Origin of the sequence: Enterobacter sp. HMSC16D10, from assembly GCF_001807145.1 — a bacterium.
GTDB lineage: Bacteria > Pseudomonadota > Gammaproteobacteria > Enterobacterales > Enterobacteriaceae > Enterobacter > Enterobacter roggenkampii.
Map to the genome: position 1 here is coordinate 1 of NZ_KV787814.1, position 703 is coordinate 703.

Annotated in this window: 1 protein-coding gene; it reads right to left on the reverse strand. The window is 48.2% G+C overall.

Annotation, left to right across the window (positions count from 1 at the left end; all coding sequences use genetic code 11):
• Nucleotides 1-362 precede the first annotated feature (362 nt).
• Nucleotides 363-536, reverse strand: a complete 174-nt coding sequence (locus tag HMPREF3143_RS25880; protein WP_155404430.1) for a hypothetical protein — start codon at nt 534-536, stop codon at nt 363-365.
• Nucleotides 537-703 lie beyond the last annotated feature (167 nt).

A 703-nucleotide genomic window follows, 5' to 3' on the forward strand; every position in this document is an offset into this window, starting at 1 on the left:
GCGTACATTTCCGCTCCATTGGGCTTCAAACCCCGACTATGACAAACTCATGCTTCCAGTTCGTCAGACACGGCAAAGCGCCGCTAAAAGGCAACAGCCTATGCGGTAGCGTGTTCATGCAGGGGAATAGGTCGAGAGGTCTTGAAGTATGCGCCTAACTGCGGCTACACTGAGATCACTGATTTGGTGACGTTGTTCCCCTAGAACACGCTACCTGGCTAATCAGTCCTGAGAAAACTGGTTAGCCCGTCAAAGCCCGCGCCTGAGAACGCGGGTTTTTTCGTTTAGGGAAAGAAGATACGCTGCACATCCCCGCCACGTCAATCAACCATAACGATCAGGCTATGATGCTAATGTCGAGCTTAACGCCCAACCAGAAGAATGCCAGCCACTAAAAAGACGAAAAAAGCGCAATATAGACCGATGGCAGGCTTAGTTTCATGCTCCCCAGCAACAACAGTGACTAGCGAGACTAAGCTGACAAACAACAGCAAAAAGCCAATTGCAGTGTTATGGGCATATACAAAATCCATCATAATATTCCTTTTTCAAATAAGAGCTGTGTTTGAGGTTAAAAGCCAAAGCAGGTTAGCAACAAAATCCGTAATCGGCACGCCATAAAATCAGGTAAGCGTTAAGTGAGCGCCGTATTGACGGTTATTTATCGGTGGGGGTTGAAGGCCAACCGGACGAGAACGTACGC